Consider the following 20,224-nt stretch of genomic DNA (forward strand, 5'->3'; position numbering starts at 1 on the left):
TTACATTGGTAGTAATAACAATTAAAAATGGCGAAGCATGGAAGAAAAAGTTGTAAATAGGCGCATGAACCGAGAAGACGTTGAAAGTTTACGTTCACTCCTTCCTGGCACTATGGTAGACCTTCAAATTACTACGCCTACCGCGCCACGGCGCGTTAAAACTGGCTATGTGGGTATGGAACTGGGTAACTGTCTTTTATTTCAAGCGCCCACGTCAGCCAAATGGATGTCCACCCGAGATTTGCTCACTATTGGTAACGATTTAGTGGTTCGTTACGTACTGGAAGGAGACGCAGGGCAAGTCATTGCATTTCGCGTAAAAGTATTAAAGTTGCTCTCGAAACCTACGGGGCTGCTAATAACGAGTTTTCCTTCTCACATTGAATCCATTGGTCTTCGTGCGAATAAACGTTCGCAACCAGGTATTTCAGTTATCGTGACCTCTGAAACATTTCCTGAAGCGGATAAAGTGACGGGGATAATCGTGGACATATCACAACATGGTTGCAAAATTGCGCTACCCTTAAACCCAGAGTGGCCCGTATTATTAGATAATGCGAATCTCACCCTTACTTATTCTACCGATGGCGTGGAGTCTAAAATTCAGGCGTCGGTGCGGAATCACAAATTAGAAAGTGATTTTGTATATTACGGAGTAAAATTTAACAGTGATAGCGAAACAGTAAATGCGCTTTTATCACGCCACACATTAATTAGTTAGTATTAAAAGCGCTTGACCTAAAATAACTAGAAAGAGAATTGTTATGCGTACTATTGAACGACTGCTAACCCAATACAGCGAAAGCCATCAAAACAAAGCCAACGTTGCCATTCACGCTGTTGCTGTACCCAGCATTTACTTTGTTACTTTGGGGCTTTTATACGCCATTCCCGTGCCGGAACTGCTTGCGAATGCCAACGTTACGTGGGCCCACCTTATTGCGCTGCCCATACTCTATTATTATTTTTCGCTTTCAGGCCCAATAGGCGCGGCCATGACACTGCTTACCATTGTGTGTTTTTCTGCTATACGATTGCTTGAGTTTTACGGTGTGTCGGTTTGGCAAACCTGTTTAGCGCTGTTTGTGATCATGTGGGCATTACAATTTATTGGCCATAAAATTGAAGGTAAGAAGCCCTCTTTTTTGGAAGATTTGCGCTTTCTACTTGTTGGGCCTGCCTGGTGGTGGGTACATTGGCTTAAGCGGCTAAATATCAGTTATTAAAATTAAAATCTCATGACTTTCTTTCCTGCGATAAGTCGCCTATGGCATACGACCAAGCCGCTACGGTTAACCCGCGGCTTGCGTATAATCTCTTTATTATTTATTAAATTGGTATTTATGTGAGTCGCTTTCAGCGCGTTATTGAAAGTAATGAACGCTTGTTTTGGACGCTGCACAGTGCAGGGTGGGCAGGCTTCGCTATTATTTATTATATAGGTTCGTTTCTTCATGACGTTCGCCCTATTTGGGTATTTATCATTTTGCTTAACGCCTATGCAGGGTGGTTGCTTACCATTCCATTAAGATACATTTATCGCTGGGCTCGAAAACAATCTCCTTTAAACATGATCATCATTGTGATTGCATCGTGTTACCTCATTGCACTTTTATGGGCCGTGGTTAAAAACGTCAATTACTGGGAGATATATAAACACGGTTACCGTCCCGACGAGTGGTATATGTATTTCACCAATACCATTAACTCTCTCATTATGGTGGGGTGTTGGAGTGGTGTGTATTTCGGCATTAAAAACTTCCAAATGCTACAAAAAGAAAAGCAAAATGCGTTGAAGGCAAGTACTATGGCGCATCAAGCGCACATTAAAATGCTGCGTTATCAATTAAATCCACATTTTCTATTTAACACGCTTAATGCTATCTCTACGCTTATTTTGTTGAAAGAAAACGACACCGCTGAAGCCATGGTCTCTCGCTTAAGCGACTTTCTTCGCTATTCGTTAGATAATGATCCAATTAAACGGGTTCCTTTAGGGCAAGAGATTAAGGCGTTAAGGCTTTACCTTGAAATAGAAAAAGTCAGGTTTGATGACAGACTAGAAGTGGTGTGGGATATTGATGAGCATTGCGATAATGCGTTAGTGCCCAGCATGATTTTGCAACCCATTATTGAAAATGCAATAAAACACGCCATATCTAAAATGGAAAACGGCGGTCAAATAGCCATTACTGCCCGAACTTTTGGTAATGATTTGCTACTTGATGTGGCTGATAACGGCCCTGGAGCTGATATTAAAAATGGCCAGTTAAGCCGTGAGAATGGCGTAGGTCTGGTTAACATCAAAGAGCGTCTGCAGTCGCTTTACCAACGAAACTTTGCATTTTCTATAGAACATAATCAGCCTTCAGGAGTGCGGGTTAGACTGCGTATTCCTTATGAAGTAAAGGATGTATGAGCATGAGCAAGCAAATAATTAAAACTCTGGTGGTAGATGATGAGCCACTTGCACGGCGCGGCCTGCGAGCTCGATTAGAGCGCCACGACGATGTAGAAGTTATCGCAGAATGTCAAAATGGCCTTGAAGCCGTAAGTACCATCTCCCAATTGCGCCCAGATTTGGTGTTTTTAGATATTCAAATGCCTGGGTTGAATGGTTTTCAGGTTATTCACAAGTTGCGTGAATTGAACCAACCCATTCCTGTGATTGTCTTTGTTACCGCCTACGATAGTTACGCTATTAAGGCGTTTGATGTTCATGCTCTGGATTATCTATTGAAACCGGCCGACGATGAAAGACTTAAGTCGGCTCTCGATAAAGTGCGTGACTACCTTACCACGGCCCATCAAGATGAACAGTCTAAAAAACTGGTTAGCTTAGTGGCCGAATTGACCGGTGACGACTGTGAAGAAATTCTACGTAAACTGGCTAATGGTGAAGCGGTGGAAACAAATCCTTACCCTGACGTGTTAGCCATTAAAGACGGCTCAGAAGTCACCCGGGTTAATGTACAGGATATTCAGTGGATAGATGCTGCCGGTGATTACATGTGTGTACACGCATTAGACGGTATGCACATTATGCGTAAAACCATGAAAGAACTTGAGCAAGAGTTAAACCCGCAATGGTTTGTTAGGGTGCACCGTTCTGCCATTGCTAATATTCGTTTCGTGAAAAAATTGGTGAGTCACATCAGCGGCGAATACCACTTAATTTTACAAAACGACACCGAGCTCAAGGTGTCAAGAAGCCATAGAGACAAAGTCAAAGCCGCCATGAAAATGTAGTAGCGAACCTCTGGCGAATACGCACAAAAAACGCCCACACAAAGTGGGCGTTTTTTATTTTGTGGCTGAGTAATGGGGCTCAGTACCTATTATTCATGGTAATTCGCATAGTACTTAAGCTGCAATCATCAAGGGGCTTATTGTTTTCCCACGTTGCCTTAAGGGGGACTTCAACGGGCTTGTGGTTCACTTCACCTACCATCACTTTATTCTTATCTGTTTCAACCAGGGCCACAGCATGGGTGCCTAATTTAGTCGCAAGTAACCTATCTTGGCTAACGGGCGAACCACCACGCTGAACGTGTCCTAGGGTGACTGGGCGAACTTCCGACTGCATTTGTGATGATAAACGTTCCGCAAGTGTACTTAAGCCACCAGGCCAGACATTTTCAGCCACCACCACAATAAAACTCACCGGTCCCTTCAGCTGACGTCTGGCTTCAATTTGAGCCGCAATACTTTTCAGCTCAGCGTCTTCGCTCTCGAATAACTCAGGCACAATTACGTAGTCCGCAGCCGACGCTAACGCCGCATTTAAGGCTAAAAAGCCCGCATGCCTGCCCATGACTTCTACTAAAAATATGCGTTCGAAAGCATCGGCGGTATCTCGTACTTTATCTATGGAAGATACGGCGGTATCGATAGCTGTGTAATATCCCACAGTAGCGTCACAACCCGCCACATCATTATCAATAGTACCGGGAATTCCGAGAATTTGGCCGGGCCAGTATTGGGATAAATGTTCTGCGCCCCGAAAAGAGCCGTCACCCCCAATAACAATCAGGGTATCAATACCTAAAGTATTTAGGTTTCTAGCCGCATCTTTTGCGCCCTGAACCGATTTAAAAGCTTCACAGCGAGCGCTGTGCAAGATAGTACCCCCTTGTTGTATTAAATTGTGGGTAGCATTCAGTGAAAGGGATTCATACTCTTGGTTAATCAATCCATTGTAACCGTGCTGGTATCCAATAAGGGCATAACCAAGGTGCTCACATGCAATGACTATCGCGCGAATGCACGCGTTCATCCCAGGGGCATCGCCGCCGGACGTTAAAACTGCTACACGTTTTGACACAAGTTCTCCCTTTTTTGTTACGTGATTTCCCTTAATATAACCCCTATATCGGTATCACTAAAGCGTAATGACTTGCGAAAGTGAATACCTTAGTAAAAAGTGAGCTTAAAATTAGGCCACTTAATGTAATACCCATTTAACGGTAATACGTATCACATGGCCTAATGTAGACTGTTCAAGGATGCCCATGAAAAAATTTGTATGTTTACTGGTTTTCATAACAAGCTTAACCGCATGCTCATCTAAAATTGCTTATAACAATGTAGATTGGTGGATATATTGGTATCTCGATGATTACGTTGAGTTAACAGATGAACAAAAAACAGTGTTTGATGAATATCTAAACACGTGGCGTCAATGGCACAAAAACACGGAGTTATCGAAATACAAAGCCCAGCTTGAAGAAATTAAACAAGACGTACTCACTAACCGTCTAACTTCCGAACGCATTCTTGCCCATTTATTGCACGCCCGTGCGCACTGGACCCGCGCTAGGGACAAGGTTAGCCCAGATGTGGCTGCTATTGCGAAAACGTTAAGTGATGAGCAGGTTATTACATTATTTGCTCAAATCGAAAAAGAAAACCGCGAAGAGATTGAAAAGCGCCAAGACTATTTGTCGCTGTCAGAAAAAGAAAAAAAGCAAAAGCGTAAAGCGCAACTATTAGAGAGTGTGGAAGAGCAAATTGGCCGCCTTACTGATACCCAAGAACAAATTATTGCCACCTATAGCGAACAATATCTATCAACCAGAGATGAATGGATTAACTACCGCGAAACGATGACTAATGCGGCAAGGCGCATTATCGCCACACGACATATCAATAAAGATTTCGAGCAACAGCTCATCACTCTTATTCAAAACCCAGATACCTACCGCAGCCCAATGTACATCAACGCTAGAGCACATAATACTGAGGTTATGGCGGCAATGGTCAGTGAATTGGCCACCACATTAAGTGACAAGCAAAAGCGCGTGTTTATTGGCAATATTGAAGACGTTATTGAGGATATCGAAGGCTTTATGGAATAGCTGTTGGTGTATACTGAATACGTACAAAACGTAACAAGAAACGCCCCTTATTCCAGAGCAAAACCGTGAGGTTTGCCAAGGCCTAAGGGGCGTGATTAATGTAAACAGCTTAGTGACTTTATTTCACCCTGCGGCGCACGACGAATGCTGCCCCCATTAAGATAAGAACAACCATAGCAGGCTCAGAGACTTCTGCCACCGTCAACGTGGCAGACGTAGACGATGTTGGGACTATTATATTACCACTCCCATCAGACAATAGCAGACCGCTGGTGTCGAAACTAAACACGCCGCTCTGCAGTGCATTCAATGAAAGAGTGAAAATGTTAACGGTGCCGGTTAACGCGCCTGTGAATGATAGCCCAAGGCTGCTTAAGCTCGTGCCATTATCTGAGTTTGACGTAAACCCAGCCACATCAAATTGACTGGAAGCGTTGTTGATATCGAAGGAAAAGGCATTTGCATCATAAGGCAACGAAAGTTGGTAACCTTGAAAATCATCAGTAAAGTCAAATATACCACTGAACGAAAGTACCACCTCATCGCCCACATTTATTGTGGTTTCGTTCACAGAAACTGAAATTTGAGCTGAATGAGCATTTACGGTCCATAGTAGGGCCAGTATAGCGAATAGTGTTTTCATCTTTTTTACTCCATTTAAAAGCTAGTTAATTTGTTGCGCAGCCCATATTTGTGCACATGTTTCGCAGCATCATGACGTCAAAGATATTAATGAGCCCGTCATTATTTAAATCAAAACTGTCATCCATGTTTTGGTTGGTCGCGATGGCCATAGATAAACGTTGTAAATCAATCATGTCGATATCACCGTCGCTATCCCAATCGCCGGCCATTGTTTCGCTAGGCATAGTGAAGGTCGCGATCACGGGGTCGTGATCAGAGGCACGATATAGCAGAGAATTTGTGAATAGATCGCCATTGTCTTCAGTGTTGTAGTCTAAAACGGCGGGCTCATCAGCATTAATGTGCCACTCAGTGGCATCAAACAGCCATTCAGAGGCAAGGGCATTGGTCATTAAATAGTCCAACGTGCCAAGTTGACCATCAAAGGTGTAGCTATAGGCCAATTCACCAATCACAGTTGCAGCGGCATCTGAATAACCATAATCATTTAACACGGTAATAGGGTCTTCTTTCGCGTAGCTATTTAAGTCACCCAGCAAGATGACCGGGGTGTCTGGATATTCAGCTTCTAACCACGTGGCCACGGCGGTTGCCGCCCGTGTACGGGTTTTGTTACAGTTACCTTGACCTGTCTCATAGTCATCATCCCCGGTGCCGCAGGACGAACCTTTCGACTTAAAATGGTTAACATTGACCACAAACGTTTCGCCCGAGGCCAGGTGAATAAATTGCTGAGCTAGAGAAGGGCGGTTTTTTGTATCGACGAACAGCACACCCTCATCATCGCTTGGGCTATTACTTGAGTACAATACTCTGGGCGCTTGATTCACACTTACTGTTGCAGGTTTATATAAAATTCCCACAACGATTTCGTCTGTACCAACGGCACCATTATTATTGGCCACAGAAGACGCATCAATGTAGGCATAGGTACCTTCACCCATAGCGCTATTTAGTGCATCAACAAGTTGAGCAATTGCGCTGTCGCTACCAAACCCATCATTTTCTATTTCCATCAAACCTAATATATCGGCGTTGATGACAACGAGTGCGCTGACAATCTTGTCTAATTGACGGGCGTATTCGTCAGCCGTGGTGGCGCCACGAGCAGTAGGAAAATCGCCGCCATTACCGTCACCATTAAACAAATTAAGTACATTGAACCCTGCAATGGTCAAATCCTTCGCGGAAATGGCGGGAGCAGCTTCACGAGGATTTGTGTTTACTGTCGTTGGCGACTTAGTTTGATAAACACGATACCAATTAAAGGCATAGCCCAATACCCCTTCGATGTTACTCACTTGCATACCACTTCGCGCGCTATTGTCAGCAGTGAAGCCATCGTCAGGTACATAATAGGCACTAACCGCATCGCCTGAACCTGTGTCGTCAATAAGCATTTGTGATAATGCGTTTGCGCTTGCTAACGCGAATGCTTCATCACTGCCTGGCAACGCTATCTGTGTAGGCTGATATAACCGAGAAGGTGCCACCCCAAGTTCGCCAAATTCACCATAATTGTAATTTTGAGTCACGTACAAGGTTTGCGAATTGCTAATTAACATGCCTTCTAAGGCTTCAAACGCCAATGCATTTTCCACAGGGAGCCACATTGATGTCGCAAGCGTGGTGTTACTTCCACACGCTAAATTAGCTTCAATATCGGAGAGTTGAGTTTGCTCATAATACTCCTCAGCGGTACCGAGTAACCTCACGATTTGCCCAGTACTTACGCTGACATCAGGGGCATAGACGGCAATACCTTCAGAAGTGAGTGGATTGCTGTCTTGGTTAGACGGTTCTTCTTGAACAAAGAAACTACCGCCGTCGAGTACCGCAGTTACAGCAGCTTCTATAACCACGCGTTGTCCATTTAGTGGTGTGACAAAACTGTCGCCTTGAACGTCACTTATCAAGGTGGCGCTATCGCCACAAAGGCCGATAACGAGGTCGTCTTGGTTGTCATCGCTACCATCGTCAATGTCGCTACACTGTGCATCATCTTCCTGTGTGAATAGTTGCCCAGCATTTATCGACCCCATACTTGCGTCAGCTGGGCCGGCAAAGGTAAATGAACAACGTTGATTGCCTTCACCCACACGCTGCAATGACTGTGTTGATAATGCAGTTCCCGTTTCACTCACCAAAATGTCAGTACTGGTTAAGCCAGACGCTGGGCCATTGGTGGCAGTCATAACCCCTTCGTAGCTTAGAAACTCAACAACATCGCCGTCAACAACAAGCGCTAAACCGTCTGGTGCACCATTTTGAATACCTGAAACAAGCATGGCTGCAGTACCATACCCATTTCCTTCATCTGGGAGAGTGCCTGTAAAGGTCACTGTTTTGTAGCTAGTGCCGCCATTGCCGTTATACAAAACCAGCGAGACAGTGCTTAAATCGGCGCCCGCTGGCCCCGCTATTTCAACAAACTCGTTCTCATCGCCACCGTCGTTGTCGTAATGAAACTCGTTAATAAACATGCCTTCTGCAATGATGCCCGGTGCGTCGTTTCCATCGTCGTCACTGCCACTATCACCGTCATCAGTATCACTAGAAGTGCCAAATACTTGGGTGAGGTTTACGGCACCCGCCGTTGCACTGGCAGGGGCATTCCAAGTGAAGTCACTGTATTGCCTTCCTTCACCACCAAGTTGTAAAGACAGGCCAACTTCCGTTGAGGTGGTCTCACTTACGCCAATATCAATACTGGTTAAGCCATTTGCAGCGCCGCTCGTGGCGGTTAATTCACCTTCATAGCTTAAAAATTGGATCACAGTGCCATCAGGGCCGACCAATGCAATGCCATCTGGACTGCCATTTTGAATACCCGACTTTTCAAAGGCAAGAACGCCAAAGCCGCTATCGTTGAGATTAGGAATAACACCAGAGAGCGACTCGGTCGCGTAATCGCTTCCGCCATTACCGTTATAGAAAACTAACGTGTAACCAGATAAATCAGTATTGGCAGACCCAGCTATTTCAACCAACTCGTTAATGTCTCCACCGTCGTTATCGTAATGAATTTCATTTATAAACGGAGTAACGGTAAAGTTGAATGTTTGCCCTTGATTAGCCGCGCCCGGTGTTTGGTTATTCGCGTGCCATGTAAAATCGTCGTATTCGCTACCTTCTCCAGTCAGTTGCAAAGACATACCTATTTCCGTACTTGCGGTTTCTTCAATACCAATGTCTACGCTCGTTATACCGTCTGCTGCACCACCTACAGCGGTAAAACTGCCTTCGTAGCTCAAAAACTGGATCAGTTGACCGTTGCTATCAACTAGCGCTAATCCGTCGGGTGCTCCATTTTGAATACCGTTGGTAGGCAGGTTGATAACGTAACTTCCCATTCCATCACCAAGGGATGCTACGGTGCCCGACAGGGTCTCTGTCAGGTAAGCGGCACCATTATTTCCGTTGTAAAGTACCACTGAATAGTCGGTTAAATCAGTGCCTTCTGGTGCAACTATTTCGATAAATTCGTCAACATCACCACCGTCGTTGTCGTAGTGAAACTCATTGATAAACACCGAAGTCGCGAAAGCTGAACTTGAGATAAGGGCACTGGCAATGGCGCCGGCTACCTTTGCTGAAGCGAGAGGTTTCATTATTGTTCCTTTGTTCCATCGGAAGCATAAAGCTGCAGTTATGCTGAATAAAAAAGAAACAAAACATTACCTGTACCGAATGACAGTTTGGTTACATGGACAAAGCACCTCAGCTTTAACGTAACACGTTGAATAATAGTGAGTTAATGTAATTTTGGCTAATTTATTCTTATATTGGTGTAAAAAAATTAGACGGTCGATAGGAGGCGAATATGAGGAGAATAGGGCGTGGGGTGACTTGCCATTAGTGATGATAGGGTACTTGCCTTACAAAAATGATGAATCTAATTATGTAAGGAAAACTGACAGATGTCACAAAAATATCATGAAAAATTCAACAACGAATACCCATCGACATCACTGACATTGGCACGAGCGGTGAACAGGCTATTTTTTACTTGACGTTTCCTTGTCATTTTTTCCAATGGCAACGTTTGACCCCTTACAAATAGTGTCGTAATCGTCACGATAAAATCGAAAATCTTCACACTCTGCTTGATAACGCTTTCTGGCTGTTATGGCTTGTTGAGGGTATCGGTTATCATCCATTGTTCTGGCGAGGGTTTCACAAACGTGTAATTGTCGGTTAACTTCTACAATATCTTCGCAAGGCTGCGTTTGACTACAACCGCTAAGTAAAAAGACAGAAACTGTAGCATGTAGTGATATACCTGTTTTCATTATGTTCACCCTATAATCTGGTCTAGTTCCTGCCTTAGTGTCTGATACTTTTCAGCATGTTGTTGCTTTAAAGGCATATCATCTATTAATTTGAAAAGCTTTCTGCACTCTAACATCATTTCGCGAGAAGGCTTGTCGGATTTTAAAAGTAATTGTAGTAAGCATTGCAGTAGGTTTAGGGTGACCCCGGTATTCACCGGCGCAAACCCTTGAGCAAGGGCAAACGCTGCTTTTGCTTGCTCGTATTTACCTTGTTGATAGTACTTTATGCCTTCGCGATTAAACTGTTGATAATTAGCAAAGTTTTGTTTTGAGTTGTGTTGCTCTTTAGAAAGTAAAAAACGGCTATTAGGGTCAAGATTGCCTTCACTGTTTTTTAATACTTCCTGCAGTTTTAACGCATCTTCAAATTCACCTAAGTCATACATAACTTTAATGCTATCAGGAATGAAAGCGATAGGCGGAGTTTGGTACTTCTCTTCAATTGCCCATTGCGATCGCACTAAGTGTTTCTTGGCATCTAACATCTTGCCGTCAATCGCGTTCACCCGAGCATTCATGATTCGGCCAAAAATTTCCACATCAAAATCTTCATCTAGGCGATGGAGGTATTCATCAAACTTGCCACGTTGTAGCGCTAACAATGCTTCTTGTTGGTACTTATTTCGAGTTCGCTTATCATCGGTATATTCTGCAACATCCAATAAACTTCTAATGTAACCGCACCAATGAAGACAGTCGTAATGTACCGTTCGCTTGGACAAATCCCAAATGGCGAAACTCGATTCAGCAGCTAATAGGTAATCGTCGTGATTACGAGCAATTTCACACGCGTGAAAATGGCGAGGTAGTGAAAAAGGAGATAGCTTAATCGCTTGCCGTATGGCGCTTATAGCTAATTCACCTTGCTGCTTGGCATCACTGGCCTGTGCCAAAATGTCTTGTGCTTCCGCACTGAAGCGATTTCGCTTTAGAACCTGTTCAGCCATGTCCATCGCTTTATCGTATTGCTGCAAGTGAACATAGGTTTTCCCCAACGCTACCTGCACCCACATAATGGGCTTGCCATCTAAGTAGGGCGTGAGTACATCAAGTGCCTTGTCTGGCTGTTCAAGTTGCCAGTACAGTTCAACTAAGAGTTGTTCGCAACTGCCTCTGTAAGGAGAGGGGCTGGCGAGTAAGTCTTCGCATATATCTACCGCCGTATTTAAATTATCATTGGCAATTTCACGGTAAACATCACCTAAATATTGGCGCTTAGACCACGCCCTAGAAATACGGGATTTTAACTGAACCTGAGAAAAAGGCTTAATAAGGTAATCATCTGGACGGCGTTCTATAGACCCCAGTACTACAGGCCTCGCACTATCAGCACTAATTAAAATGAACACCGTTGTAGGCTTGATTAACCGTCTTACCCTTAACTCTTCTACAAACTCAAAGCCGTTTTTCCGGTCACTACCTAAGTGTAGATCTGACACTACCACATCAAATTTTTGCTTACGGCAAATTGAAATGGCCTTTTCAGCAGAAGACTTGGTCACGATATCCGTGGCACCCATAGAATGCATTAAACCGCGAAGGAGCAATAAAAAGGGGCGCTGATCCTCAACAATAAGCACTTGCTTATTAGCAAAGTTCATTTCGTGTCCGAGTAAATAAGTACAATACGCATAACTACATGATTAATTAAAATAACCATTAGAGCAAGAATAAGCTTAAGAAAAACATTATCTTGCCGACAACGTACGTATGTAATCAAATGATTAACGGCGATTTGTGAATCACTCTATAGACCAAGCCACTGTTTCCATCGATCCCAGTAGTGGGTTTGAACTTAACGGGAAATTGTCAAACGCAACCAAAAATGCGCGATTGTTTTCGCTGTATTTGGCGATGCAACAGACAGCACTGGCAGATACTATTGGCATTGAGAGCCCCACTGCGTCTACGCCTGACGTTGAAACACAACTTCGCTCGCTAAATTTTTACCGCCACCCGGCCTTGTCAGCAGACGATTTGCATTGGGAAACCTTGAATCGCGTGAACCAGGCATTTAGTCAACACCAGTTTGCAGACGCACGGCTACACCTGGCCATGCACCCCATGCCACTGGCACAGGTTGATAATGCGCAGAAAATAAGCGACGACATTGTTAATAACTGTCCCTTAGGGGCGCAAAAGCGACTTTCCAAGCAATACAGTTCGACCCTGTACGAAGACAACACACTTATGGAAGAGGTTATTCTCAACGCCAAACAGGCTGTTGCTGCTTAAACTGGCAATCGTCCTGGCCATTTGTTACACTCCGCGCCGCATTTTTTGCACTGGTTTTACGTTCCAACTAGCAAAGGTGAACACCATGTCTAAATATATTGTTTGCGCGATGTATAAATTCGTTGCGCTTGAAAATTACGAAGCTATGCGCCAGCCTCTTTTAGAGGCTATGGAATCTAACGGAATTAAAGGTACTTTGTTACTTGCCGAAGAAGGCATTAATGGTACTGTGTCCGGCAGTAGAGAAGGCATTGATGCCTTACTTGACTACCTCAACAATGATGCTCGCATCAACGCTATTTCTACCAAAGAGTCGTTACATGACGAACAACCGTTTTATCGCACCAAGGTAAAACTGAAAAAAGAAATCGTCACAATGGGTGTTGAAGGTATAGACCCCCGAAGAACGGTAGGCACCTACGTTAAGCCAAAAGATTGGAATGCGTTAATAAGCGACCCAGACGTTACCGTTATTGATACGCGCAACAACTACGAAATCGAAATTGGCACATTTAAAAATGCCATCGACCCGAAAACGGAAACGTTCAGAGAGTTTCCTGAGTACGTGGAAAAAGCCCTAGACCCTGAGAAAAACAAAAAAGTCGCCATGTTTTGTACTGGAGGTATACGCTGTGAAAAATCCACCGCTTACCTTAAAGAACAAGGTTTTGAAGAGGTCTATCATTTAGAAGGCGGCATCCTCCAGTACTTAGAAGATGTGCCAAAAGAAGAGTCACTTTGGGAAGGGGATTGTTTCGTGTTTGATAATCGCGTTGCGGTTAACCACGATCTGGAAAAAAGTCATTATGAACAGTGTTATGCATGCCGCTTACCGATTACTGCTGAAGATAAGCAAAGTGATAAGTATGAAGCGGGTGTTAGTTGTCCACACTGCTATGGCACCCACACCGAAGACCAGCTTGCGCGGTTCAGAGAGCGCGAAAAGCAGGTGCAACTGGCGAAGCAACGTCAGCAAGAACACGTTGGCACCGAAGCACGCTTGACCATGGAACAGAAGCGCCAAGAAAAAGCGCAGCAACAACGCGAACGCGCGTTAAAAGCGAAAGAAAATCAAGCGTAGACACTGAAAGAGAAGGGCGTTACACTCTCCCTTAAATGTTGTAGCTAAAAGGGAAAGCGAGTGGACGCCCAACTTTCAGACGAAAAAATTGAAGAGATAAAAAAAGATTTTAGCTTTTTTGATCGCGATGGTAACGGCCAAATAGACTTAACTGAGTTTATTGAATTACTGACGGTCATTTCACCAAAAACAAAAGCGAGCCATGTAGAAGAAGGCTTCAAACTTATTGATGAAAACAACGATGGTTTTATCGATTTTGAAGAGTTCTTAGAGTGGTGGCAAGAATGTTGGTGGGAATACTAAGTTCCCATTCGCCATCGTAAAGATTTAAAAAGCGAGCTATTAGCTCGTTTTTTTATGCCAGTTATTCAGCAAAAATTACACCGTTACATAAAGGTTTATATCATGAGCGAGCAAACAGAAAAGAGGCTAAATAAATACATCAGTGACACTGGGTTATGTTCGCGACGAGAAGCCGATAAGTTAATTGAACAAAAGCGGGTAACAGTCAATAACAAGCCACCAGAATTAGGCACTAAAATTGGGCCTAAAGACGAGGTGAGGGTAGATGGCAAACTTGTTAAGGCAGTCGCAAAAGATAAATCAGACAGGGTATACATCGTTTACAATAAGCCCATCGGTATTACCTGCACCACAGAGCGCCATGTAAAAGGCAATATTATTGATGCTATTAATCACAAACAGCGCATATTTCCGGTTGGACGATTAGACAAACCTTCTGAGGGTCTAATTATACTGACCAGCGACGGCGATATCGTCAATAAAATTTTACGCGCCGAAAATGCCCACGACAAAGAGTATGAAGTGACCGTTAATCAGCCAATTAGCCAACGTTTCATCCAGCGCATGTCGCGAGGCGTGCCCATTTTAGGTACAGTCACCAAACCCTGTGTGGTTAAAGCCAGAGGCAAGTTTTCTTTCACTATTATCCTCACACAAGGGCTTAACCGTCAGATTCGTCGTATGTGCGAATTTTTAGGGTATGAAGTGACTAAGCTAAAACGTACACGGATAATGCACTTAGAGCTCAATAACTTAAAACCAGGGCAATGGCGGAATTTAACGGATCGGGAATTAAGCACCCTTAATAATGCGGTGAAAATGTCCTCTAAAATCGCAGCAGCGACCAAGTAGAGCCAATGATTTAGGCCAGTCCTTTCGTTTTTCTTATTGTTTTTTCAAACGGTTTTTTATACTTTAAGATACTGTCAGCAAATAAATTTTTTCTACTCAGTGTGTACGCAGACTTGAATATTTCGCCTATACTCATGGTTGCTTCCTACCGGTATGAATTCGTCATTTGCACGATGATAGGGGTAGATTGATGAAAACGTCAACAGGAATGGCCTCGCTTGAAAGAACCCGTAATCCCAGAAAATGACAAAGCCCGCGTAAAAACGTTGCAATGTCTTAATATCCTTGATACCCAACACGAAGAACGATTTGACCGAATCGCACGTTTAGCTGCTCAGTTGTTTCAGTGTGAATTTGCGTCAATTTCTTTTATTGACGAAAAACGTCAGTGGTTCAAATCTCTCGTTAACCTTTCACTCGAGCAAACAACGCGAGAAACTGCATTTTGTGCGCATACGATAAACCATGCGTCAACATTAATTGTGCCCGATACCCATCTATCAGAAACGTTTAAAGGTAACCCTTTTGTTATCAATGCCCCCCACATACGCTTTTATGCTGGTACGCCCATTGTGGTTAATGGACATAGAATTGGTGCGCTTTGCGTCTTTGACTCCAAACCTAGAACATTTAGTCCACAAGAAGAAGGCCAATTAAATGACTTATGCCGTCTCGTTGAAAGTGAATTAAATCGCGAAGAATTAACCTGGTTAACCGCACAGCTCTCTGAAAAACAAACCGCGTTAGAAGAAAATCAGAAACTTACCCGCGTGCGTAGCGTCATTTTAGAAAAAGTAGTGAATTGCGAATCTCTACCCAGTGTACTTAAGCATATAGTGGAGTCTATTGAAGAAGAGTATCTCAACCAATACTGCAGTGTACTCTTACTAGAAGATAATAGGCTTCGCATGGGGGCGGCGCCTTCTTTGCCAGCATTCTATAACGATATCATCGACGGGGTTGAAATTGGTGTAGGTCAGGGCTCTTGTGGTACCGCCGCTTTTACCAATGCCCGCACAGTTGTAGAAGATATTAATGTGCACCCTTATTGGACAGCATGGAAAGCGCATGCTCAGCAAGCCAAATTAGGCGCCTGTTGGTCTGAGCCTATCCGGGGTGCTGATGGCGCCGTTTTAGGCACTTTCGCCATTTATCATGAACATGCTGCAACACCATCAAAAGACGAACTCATCCGAATAGAAGAATTCGCCCACCTCGCCAGTATCGCCATTGAGCGTGAACGCGCAAACCAAATCATTTGGCGGCAAGCCAATTATGACGTGTTGACAAATTTGCCGAACAGAAAGCTCATGGAAGAGCAGTTAAAACAGGCAATAAGCATTGCATCACGTAAACAAAGTAAAGTGGCAGTGTTGTTACTCGATCTCGATAATTTCAAAGATATTAATGACACACTAGGCCACAGCGTAGGCGACCTTTTATTAATTGAAGGGGCGAAACGAATAGAGTCTTGTGTGAGTAGCAAAGATACCGTCTCCCGATTAGGTGGCGACGAATTTGTGCTCATCATTAACGACGTCACCAACTTCATTGAACTGGAGAAAGTGGCTCAGAATATATTACAAGCGATGTCGCTTCCCTTTGAGTTGCAAGAACATAAAGTGCATTCTTCGGCAAGTATTGGGGTAACGGTTTTCCCGGATGATGCAAGAGACATTGTTAACTTGCTAAAGAATGCAGACCAGGCCATGTATAGCGCTAAGGCTGCCCGGAAAAATAGCTACCACTATTATACGAAGGCGTTAAGAGACCAAGCGTTAAAGCGAATGGGGTTACTGTCCGACTTAAGAACTGCCATAGATGAAGGGCAGCTGTTCATTGAATATCAACCCATTGTCGATATTCAAACCAAATCGATTGTAAAAGCAGAAGCGCTAATTCGTTGGCATCATCCGTCTAGGGGGCGTATAGCCCCCGATGAATTTATTGGCATTGCTGAAGAGTTTGGGCTTATTAGTGAAATCAGCAATTGGGTATTTGCCCAGGTATGTACAAAAGTAAAACGGTGGCGCCGACATTTTGGTCAATTCCTACAGATAAGCGTAAATACGTCGCCTAAACAATATGCCGACTCAGACACCTGTATTACTCACTGGCTGCAATACTTGCTCGATACCAACACGCCCGCCAATGCTATTGTGCTTGAGATAACTGAAAACCTATTGATGGAAGGAGACGATAGAATATCCGAAAAGCTATTTCAATTTAGACAAGCGGGTATCGATATTGCCCTTGATGATTTCGGTACGGGCTATTCTTCCATTTCCTACCTTAAAAAGTACCCAACTGACTTAATTAAAATAGATCGCAGCTTTGTCAACTCCATGACAGAAGTGAGTAATGATAAGGTGCTCTGTGAAGCCATCATTGTGATGGCGAAAAAGTTGGGAATTAGCGTGGTGGCTGAGGGGATAGAAACCAAAGAGCAACACTATATATTGAGCCAGATGGGATGCGATTTTGGTCAAGGTTATTTGTATTCAAGACCGGTAGATGCAGAGTCGTTTGAGGGGCTGCTGATTGCACAACACAGGCAAACCGCTACCCCCTAACGTAAATTCCAGCCGTTATAACTGATTATTCGTCATCATTATCGTCGGATTCAATGGCTCTAGGTCTTCGCTTGATAGGTGCCATACCAATGTCTTTACCTTCCATAGTATCAACACGTTTCTTAATTTTTTGATGTGTTGATTGACCGTCGCTACTGCGGTTATTTTTCGACTTTTTAGCCTTGTCGGCAGACGGTTTATTTACTTTAAAGCCAGAAAAACGTGCTGGTAATTCACTGTGGTTGTCACAAGCTAATGCATACTGTAGGTGCGATTTAAGCGCTTCAAAACTTTTCCAATCTCTTGGGCCGACCAGTGAAAAGGCTTCACCTTTTTGGCCTGCGCGACCTGTACGACCAATACGGTGGATATATTCATCAGCATTTTTGGGCAAGTCAAAATTCACAACCAAGCCAACTTTTGACAAGTCTAAGCCACGAGACGCTAAGTCTGTTGTGACTAAAATTGAATATTGGCCGCGGGTAAACTCACTCATAATTGCCGCGCGTTTGTTCTGCGGTAAATCGCCCCGCAATGAAATGGCTTCAAGATTATCTTGGTTGAGCAACGCCGTTAACCTGTCGGTATCTTCTCGGGTGGCAGTAAAAACAATAGCTTGATTGAAAGTTCGATGGCTTAGTTCATGGCGCAATAAGTTATCTTTGTGCTCAATATTATCAGCGAAGAAACAGGCTTGTTCAATATCACCATGCTCAGCCGTTGCATCACCCACACTGACGCGTACGGCAGAGCGTGTGAGTTTAGTCGTCATGTGGTTCAATTCAACGTTATCTAGGGTGGCAGAAAACATCATGGTTTGACGTTTTCTGTGGTTAGCAAACCCATTTATCATTGATAATTGTGGTGCAAAACCTAAGTCAAGCATACGGTCAGCTTCATCAAAAATAAGTAACTCTAAGCCGTTAAGAAACATGCTTTTGTCACTTAAATGGTCAGCAATCCTGCCAGCCGTACCTACAATAACATGGGGGTTGCGTCTAAGCGCTTTTACTTGATCGTTATAATTTTCACCACCAACGATGAGTGAACAACTAAGGTTAAGACCTGAACACAGTGTTTTTGCTTCAATAAATACTTGTTTGGCCAGTTCACGGGTTGGCGCGAGAATGAGGGCGCGAGGATCTTGTCGACTCAGTGCTTTTTGCGACATCAACCGGTTTATTGCTGGCACTAAAAACGCAAAGGTTTTTCCCGACCCCGTCTTCGATGAAGCAATAATATCCTTGCCCTGAAGCGCAGGTAGAATGGTTTTCTCCTGTATTTCAGTTAACTCAGCAATATTCTTATTTTCAAGCTTGGCAATAATTTTGTGATGAACAGGTAAGTCGGTAACTAGCAAGGTAGGGCCTCATAAACAATCGTAAGGCCTATTATCTCTTAAAGCGGTATATTATGAAAGCACGGCGAGTGCGTGCTTTCATTAAATGGTTAAACGACCATGACGTTAACGTCGTCAGGCACCACCAATTTACCCTGTGTTTTCTGTTGAATCTCATCAACCGTCACACCAGGTGCAGTTTCTTTTAACACAAAGGCACCCTCTGCCACTTCCAGCACCGCCAAATCGGTAATAATGCGAGTAATGCAATTTACACCGGTAAGGGGGAGAGTGCATTCGGAAAGTAGCTTTGAATTGCCATGTTTATCAGTATGAGTCATGGTGACAATGATATTTTTTGCCCCCGCGACTAAGTCCATAGCCCCTCCCATGCCTTTAACTAGCTTGCCAGGGATCATCCATGAAGCTATGTTTCCATTCACATCCACCTCGAATGCTCCTAATACGGTAAAGTCAACGTGTCCGCCTCTAATCATGGCGAAACTTTCAGCTGAATTGAAAATAGACGCGCCGGTAATGGCGGTAACCGTTTCTTTCCCCGCATTTATCATGTCTGCGTCGACTTCATCTTCTTTTGGGTAACGTCCCATGCCAAGCAACCCGTTTTCCGATTGCAGCATGACATTAATATCATCAGGAACAAAGTTCGCTGCAAGAGTAGGGATGCCAATCCCTAAATTGACATAGTCACCATCCTTGAATTCTTGTGCCACGCGCATTGCTATTTGATCTCTCGTTAACGCCATTAGTTATTCTCCTTCGCAACAACCCGTCGCTCTATACGCTTTTCAAATTCACCTTTAATAACGCGGTTCACATAGATGCCTGGTGTATGAATTTCACTGGGTGACAGTTCGCCGGGTTCTACAATTTCTTCAGCTTCCACCACGGTAATGCTACCGGCCGTGGCAGCCATAGGGTTAAAGTTTTGAGCGGTATGTCGATACACGCAATTGCCAAACCTGTCTGCTTTCCATGCTTTTACAATGGCAAAATCACCAGTAATGGCTTCTTCAAGGATATAGGGTTTGCCGTTGAATTCTTTTACTTCTTTACCTTCACCCACGGGGGTTCCGTACCCGGTAGCGGTATAAAACGCCGGGATCCCCGCTCCGCCTGCGCGCATTTTTTCGGCCAAAGTGCCCTGCGGCGTCAACTCAACCTCTAATTCACCGTTGAGCAGCTGCTTTTCAAAGAGGGCGTTTTCACCCACGTACGACGACACCATTTTCCTAATCTGCTTGTCCTCTAAGAGCACACCAAGACCAAACCCATCAACCCCACAATTATTTGAAACAACAGTAAGCTGATTGACACCACTTGCCTTTATTTGAGCAATTAACCCCTCTGGAATACCACATAAACCAAAGCCGCCCGCAATAACGGTCATCCCGCTTTCTAGCCCTGACATTGCTGCCGAATAATCTGAAACCACTTTGTCGAAACCCGACATTGAATATTCCCCACCTGTTTACGTTAATAAA

General features: G+C 44.0%; 18 protein-coding genes. 10 read left to right on the forward strand and 8 right to left on the reverse strand.

Annotated features, from left to right (window positions below; all coding sequences use genetic code 11):
• The first annotated feature begins 37 nt into the window (after positions 1-37).
• The 4 genes from EP13_RS09535 (at position 38) to EP13_RS09550 (ending at position 3,249) form a co-directional block, all read left to right on the forward strand.
• Complete coding sequence (locus tag EP13_RS09535; protein WP_044057090.1) at positions 38-721, forward strand: PilZ domain-containing protein; 684 nt, start codon at positions 38-40, stop codon at positions 719-721.
• Between the two features lie 43 nt (positions 722-764).
• Positions 765-1,226, forward strand: coding sequence for an Mpo1 family 2-hydroxy fatty acid dioxygenase (locus tag EP13_RS09540; RefSeq protein ID WP_044057091.1), 462 nt, complete (start codon positions 765-767; stop codon positions 1,224-1,226).
• A 119-nt stretch (positions 1,227-1,345) separates the two neighbouring features.
• Complete coding sequence (locus EP13_RS09545) at positions 1,346-2,419, forward strand: sensor histidine kinase (protein WP_044057092.1); 1,074 nt, start codon at positions 1,346-1,348, stop codon at positions 2,417-2,419.
• Between the two features lie 2 nt (positions 2,420-2,421).
• Positions 2,422-3,249, forward strand: coding sequence for a LytR/AlgR family response regulator transcription factor (locus EP13_RS09550; RefSeq protein ID WP_044057093.1), 828 nt, complete (start codon positions 2,422-2,424; stop codon positions 3,247-3,249).
• A gap of 79 nt (positions 3,250-3,328) precedes the next feature.
• On the opposite strand, the gene EP13_RS09555 is transcribed toward EP13_RS09550, so the two are convergent.
• Complete coding sequence (locus EP13_RS09555) at positions 3,329-4,324, reverse strand: ATP-dependent 6-phosphofructokinase (protein ID WP_044057094.1); 996 nt, start codon at positions 4,322-4,324, stop codon at positions 3,329-3,331.
• A gap of 187 nt (positions 4,325-4,511) precedes the next feature.
• Here EP13_RS09555 and EP13_RS09560 point away from each other — a divergent pair, with 187 nt between their 5' ends.
• Positions 4,512-5,357 carry a DUF6279 family lipoprotein gene (locus EP13_RS09560; protein WP_044057095.1) on the forward strand — a complete coding sequence of 282 codons (846 nt, stop codon included), beginning with the start codon at positions 4,512-4,514 and terminating at the stop codon, positions 5,355-5,357.
• A 118-nt stretch (positions 5,358-5,475) separates the two neighbouring features.
• Here EP13_RS09560 and EP13_RS09565 read toward each other — a convergent pair whose 3' ends face one another.
• The 4 genes from EP13_RS09565 to EP13_RS09580 all read right to left on the reverse strand — a co-directional run bounded on the left by EP13_RS09565 (position 5,476) and on the right by EP13_RS09580 (position 11,937).
• Positions 5,476-6,000, reverse strand: coding sequence for a cohesin domain-containing protein (locus tag EP13_RS09565; protein ID WP_044057096.1), 525 nt, complete (start codon positions 5,998-6,000; stop codon positions 5,476-5,478).
• A 25-nt stretch (positions 6,001-6,025) separates the two neighbouring features.
• Positions 6,026-9,613: an ExeM/NucH family extracellular endonuclease gene (locus EP13_RS18905; protein WP_052364351.1), complete on the reverse strand. Its 3,588-nt coding sequence runs from the start codon at positions 9,611-9,613 to the stop codon at positions 6,026-6,028.
• 387 nt (positions 9,614-10,000) lie between these two features.
• A complete protein-coding gene (locus EP13_RS09575; RefSeq protein ID WP_044057097.1) occupies positions 10,001-10,294 on the reverse strand; it encodes a hypothetical protein in 294 nt (97 codons plus the stop codon).
• Positions 10,295-10,299: 5 nt separating this feature from the next.
• On the reverse strand, positions 10,300-11,937 hold the full coding sequence (locus tag EP13_RS09580; RefSeq protein ID WP_044057098.1) for a response regulator: 1,638 nt from the start codon (positions 11,935-11,937) through the stop codon (positions 10,300-10,302).
• A 136-nt stretch (positions 11,938-12,073) separates the two neighbouring features.
• On the opposite strand from EP13_RS09580, the gene EP13_RS09585 reads away from it, so the two are divergent.
• The 5 genes from EP13_RS09585 (at position 12,074) to EP13_RS09605 (ending at position 17,380) form a co-directional block, all read left to right on the forward strand.
• On the forward strand, positions 12,074-12,571 hold the full coding sequence (locus tag EP13_RS09585) for a VC2046/SO_2500 family protein (RefSeq protein ID WP_044447373.1): 498 nt from the start codon (positions 12,074-12,076) through the stop codon (positions 12,569-12,571).
• A gap of 85 nt (positions 12,572-12,656) precedes the next feature.
• The gene (gene trhO, locus EP13_RS09590; protein WP_044057099.1) at positions 12,657-13,652 is read left to right on the forward strand and encodes an oxygen-dependent tRNA uridine(34) hydroxylase TrhO; all 996 of its coding nucleotides are present in this window, start codon (positions 12,657-12,659) and stop codon (positions 13,650-13,652) included.
• Between the two features lie 60 nt (positions 13,653-13,712).
• Positions 13,713-13,955, forward strand: a complete 243-nt coding sequence (locus EP13_RS09595; RefSeq protein ID WP_044057100.1) for an EF-hand domain-containing protein — start codon at positions 13,713-13,715, stop codon at positions 13,953-13,955.
• Between the two features lie 102 nt (positions 13,956-14,057).
• Complete coding sequence (gene rluF, locus EP13_RS09600; protein ID WP_044057101.1) at positions 14,058-14,807, forward strand: 23S rRNA pseudouridine(2604) synthase RluF; 750 nt, start codon at positions 14,058-14,060, stop codon at positions 14,805-14,807.
• Between the two features lie 218 nt (positions 14,808-15,025).
• Positions 15,026-17,380 carry an EAL domain-containing protein gene (locus tag EP13_RS09605; RefSeq protein ID WP_052364352.1) on the forward strand — a complete coding sequence of 785 codons (2,355 nt, stop codon included), beginning with the start codon at positions 15,026-15,028 and terminating at the stop codon, positions 17,378-17,380.
• Positions 17,381-17,405: 25 nt separating this feature from the next.
• Here the strand turns inward: EP13_RS09605 and EP13_RS09610 are convergent, their stop codons facing one another.
• From EP13_RS09610 to EP13_RS09620, 3 genes are all read right to left on the reverse strand, one after another.
• The gene (locus tag EP13_RS09610) at positions 17,406-18,740 is read right to left on the reverse strand and encodes a DEAD/DEAH box helicase (RefSeq protein ID WP_044057102.1); all 1,335 of its coding nucleotides are present in this window, start codon (positions 18,738-18,740) and stop codon (positions 17,406-17,408) included.
• Between the two features lie 89 nt (positions 18,741-18,829).
• Complete coding sequence (locus EP13_RS09615; RefSeq protein WP_044057103.1) at positions 18,830-19,486, reverse strand: CoA transferase subunit B; 657 nt, start codon at positions 19,484-19,486, stop codon at positions 18,830-18,832.
• A complete protein-coding gene (locus EP13_RS09620; RefSeq protein ID WP_044057104.1) occupies positions 19,486-20,193 on the reverse strand; it encodes a CoA transferase subunit A in 708 nt (235 codons plus the stop codon). Before EP13_RS09620 ends, EP13_RS09615 begins: the two co-directional genes overlap by 1 nt.
• Positions 20,194-20,224: the final 31 nt, after the last annotated feature.

The sequence above is a fragment of the Alteromonas australica genome (assembly GCF_000730385.1).
GTDB lineage: Bacteria > Pseudomonadota > Gammaproteobacteria > Enterobacterales > Alteromonadaceae > Alteromonas > Alteromonas australica.

Excerpts from the sequence above, each read along its gene's own strand:
- EP13_RS09535 (WP_044057090.1), top strand. The coding sequence starts at position 38 with ATGGAAGAAAAAGTTGTAAATAGGCGCATGAACCGAGAAGACGTTGAA.
- EP13_RS09540 (WP_044057091.1), top strand. The coding sequence starts at position 765 with ATGCGTACTATTGAACGACTGCTAACCCAATACAGCGAAAGCCATCAA.
- EP13_RS09550 (WP_044057093.1), top strand. The coding sequence starts at position 2,422 with ATGAGCAAGCAAATAATTAAAACTCTGGTGGTAGATGATGAGCCACTT.
- EP13_RS09560 (WP_044057095.1), top strand. The coding sequence starts at position 4,512 with ATGAAAAAATTTGTATGTTTACTGGTTTTCATAACAAGCTTAACCGCA.
- EP13_RS09565 (WP_044057096.1), bottom strand. The coding sequence starts at position 6,000 with ATGAAAACACTATTCGCTATACTGGCCCTACTATGGACCGTAAATGCT.
- EP13_RS18905 (WP_052364351.1), bottom strand. The coding sequence starts at position 9,613 with ATGAAACCTCTCGCTTCAGCAAAGGTAGCCGGCGCCATTGCCAGTGCC.
- EP13_RS09575 (WP_044057097.1), bottom strand. The coding sequence starts at position 10,294 with ATGAAAACAGGTATATCACTACATGCTACAGTTTCTGTCTTTTTACTT.
- EP13_RS09580 (WP_044057098.1), bottom strand. The coding sequence starts at position 11,937 with ATGAACTTTGCTAATAAGCAAGTGCTTATTGTTGAGGATCAGCGCCCC.
- trhO (WP_044057099.1), top strand. The coding sequence starts at position 12,657 with ATGTCTAAATATATTGTTTGCGCGATGTATAAATTCGTTGCGCTTGAA.
- rluF (WP_044057101.1), top strand. The coding sequence starts at position 14,058 with ATGAGCGAGCAAACAGAAAAGAGGCTAAATAAATACATCAGTGACACT.
- EP13_RS09615 (WP_044057103.1), bottom strand. The coding sequence starts at position 19,486 with ATGGCGTTAACGAGAGATCAAATAGCAATGCGCGTGGCACAAGAATTC.
- EP13_RS09620 (WP_044057104.1), bottom strand. The coding sequence starts at position 20,193 with ATGTCGGGTTTCGACAAAGTGGTTTCAGATTATTCGGCAGCAATGTCA.